General features: G+C 73.8%; 2 protein-coding genes. Both read left to right on the forward strand.

Features of this window, described 5'->3' with window-relative positions; genetic code table 11:
* A partial coding sequence (locus FAF44_RS52695) for a CAP domain-containing protein (protein ID WP_237111038.1) occupies window positions 1-582 on the forward strand: 582 nt, incomplete at its 5' end.
* A gap of 24 nt (window positions 583-606) precedes the next feature.
* On the forward strand, window positions 607-2,427 hold the full coding sequence (locus tag FAF44_RS52700) for a hypothetical protein (RefSeq protein WP_237111039.1): 1,821 nt from the start codon (window positions 607-609) through the stop codon (window positions 2,425-2,427).
* Window positions 2,428-2,863 lie beyond the last annotated feature (436 nt).

A 2,863-nucleotide genomic window follows, 5' to 3' on the forward strand; every position in this document is an offset into this window, starting at 1 on the left:
GCCACGGCCAACCCGGCCCCCACCGCGGCCAGGAAGGCGCAGCCGCACGCCGAACGCATCCCCCGGGGCATCACCACCACGAAGACGCCCCCCGGCACGGCCACGCCCAAGCCCACCAGGACGTCCAAGGACCGGATCGACGGCTTCAACACGCTGGACGACTCCGCGATCGCCGCGCAGCGCGACGACACGGTGCGGGTGGTGGCGGGCCTGGCGTCCCGGGTCGTCTCCCTGACCAACTCCGCCAGGGTCCGGCGCGGCTGCGGACCGCTGCGGGTGGACTCCGCGCTCACCCGCTCGGCCCGTACGCACTCGCTGGAGATGGCCCGTACGGGACGGCTGTCGCACAACTCCCCCGACGGCGCGTCGCCCTGGGACCGGATGGAGCGCGCCGGATACCGCTGGGGCGCCGCCGAGAACATCGGCGCCGGCTACGACACCGCCGAGCAGGCGGTGCAGGGCTGGATGGACAGCCGCGACCACCGCAAGAACATCCTGGACTGCGGCCTGAAGGCCATCGGCGTCGGCGTCGCCTCGGGGCCCGGCGGACCATGGTGGACCCAAGACTTCGGAACCCAATGACTAACATCACGGTAATGTCGCCGCATGGTTTCCAACGGCAGTGGGGAACGTGAGAACGGCACGGGCAACGCCCCCTACGGGATGAACGGCGGTCCGCGGCGTCCGGGTGGCGCCCCCGCGGGCGGCGACTCCGGCAGTTTCTTCACCAGCGGCGTTCCGGCGAACGGCGGCCCCTCGGGCGGCCCTTCCGGCAACGGTTCGAGCGACCCCTTCAGCGCCGGTGCGGGCGACCCCTTCGGCAGCGGGCCCGGCGGGCTGGGCGGCCCCTCCGGCGGCTTCTTCACCAGCGGCGGCCCCTCGGGCGGCGGACGCCCGAACACCGACACGGGCGGTTTCCCCGCCGCAGGCGGCCCCTCGAACAGCGACACCGGCGGCTTCTTCGCCGACGGCGGACGCCCGAACGGCGACACCGGCGGTTTCCCCGCCGCGAGCAGCCCGTCGAACAGCGACACCGGGGGTTTCTTCGCCAACGGCGGACCCTCGAACGGCGACTCCGGCGCCTTCTTCGCCGGCGGCGGCCCCTCGGGCGGCGGACGCCCCAACAGCGACACCGGCGGCTTCTTCACCGGCGGCGCTCCCGGCGGTGGCGGGCCCGGCGGTGGACCGGGCGGTGGGCCTAGTGGACCGGGCGGACCGGGTGGGCCAGGCGGCGGTCCGGGTGGCGGGCCCCCGAACGGCCCGCAGCAGGGCGGTCCGGCCGGCCGCGACCCCTTCGGTCGTGACCCCTTCGGCGGCGGCCCCTTCGGGGGCGGCCCGCACGACCCCGCTCCCGGCCCCGGCGGCCCCGGCGCTCAGGGTCCCGGCAGGCCCGGCGCCCAAGGTCCCGGCGGCCCAGGCGCTCAAGGTCCCGGCGCCCAAGGTCCCGGAGCAGCCCCCGACGAGCCCGGATCCGGCCGGCGCAAGCCCGGCCGCCGCGGCAAGCGCGCCGCCCCCGAGCCCGACGGCGGGTTCGACGACCACGCGCCGGGCGCCTTCGGCGCGGACGGCCTCGACGACGACATCCCCGGCGCCCCCAAGTCCCGCCGCGCCCGCAAGGACCGCCGGGCGGGCGACGCCGACCAGGGCGACGGGAACGCCGCCACCCAGCGGGCACCACAGAGCAAGGTCGGCTGGAGCCCGTACGACGAGGGTCAGCGCTCGCGCGGCCCGCTGTGGGCCTCGATCGGCGGCGTGCTGGTGCTGGGCCTGCTCGGCGGCGGCCTCTACCTGATGTGGAACGCCGAGCCCTCGTCCACGGCCCAGACCGCGTCCACCCGCCCGACCTCGGCCCCGCTGCCGTCGGCCCCGCCCGGCAAGTACGGCTTCGCCGCCGACCGCAAGACCGACCCCGACGCGATCTCGGTCAAGGAGATCTTCGGCGCGCGGAAGAAGATCACCGTCTCGAAGCGCGGCTACGAGATGACGATCACCAGCAAGGAAAAGAAGTGCGCCGACGGCGCCCTGGGCGACGGCCTCCAGAAGGCGCTCAAGTCCGCCAGGTGCACCCAGTTCCTGCGGGCCAGCTTCCGCGACAAGGACGGCACGGTGATCGGCACGATCGGCGTGGCCAACCTCAGCTCCAGCGGCCAGGCGAGCAAGGTGGCCAAGGCCGGCGACAAGGAGAACTACGTCAAGCCGCTGGCGGGCAAGGACGGCGTCACGAAGTTCCTCGGCTCCGGCAGCGGCGGCGCGAAGATCGCCACGTACGGGCACTATGCGATCTTGGTCTGGTTCCAGAACAAGGACGGCACGAAGCCCGACTCGAAGGCGTCGAAGCGGATCACCGAGGCCATCAACGACCTCACCAAGGCCACCGTGTTCCAGGCCCTGGACCACCGGACGCTCACCGGCAACGCCATGAGCTGAACGGGCTTTGCGGGACATATGCGCCTGTAGGAGGCTCGTGATGCGTCTGGGAACGCCCATACCGACATAACGATCTCGCTACTCTCGCTAGGCTCCAGCTATGCGTGGCCAGGAACCCGGGTCTGAGCACGATCGTAGGGAGGCCGACCGCTCGGCCGCCCCCGCGGCGCCACCGCCGAGCTTCGGCCAGACCGACGGGCTAGACGTTCCAGTGGCGTTCGATCCATCCGGCGAGGCGGCGGATGGTGAGACGCGCCTCGACCCACCCGTCTTCCGAGGACCGCCGTCCGTACCACCTGGGGCGGAGACGTCGCCCGGCGCCCAGTCATGGGAGGTGCCGGGCGACGAGGCCGCCCCCTACGACTGGTACTCCGATCCCACCCACCACCAACCGGCCGCGCCCTCCGCCCACGGCCCCTTCGGCGCGCCTCCCGGC

It is taken from the genome of Nonomuraea sp. MG754425, assembly GCF_021699195.1.
Lineage (GTDB): Bacteria > Actinomycetota > Actinomycetes > Streptosporangiales > Streptosporangiaceae > Nonomuraea.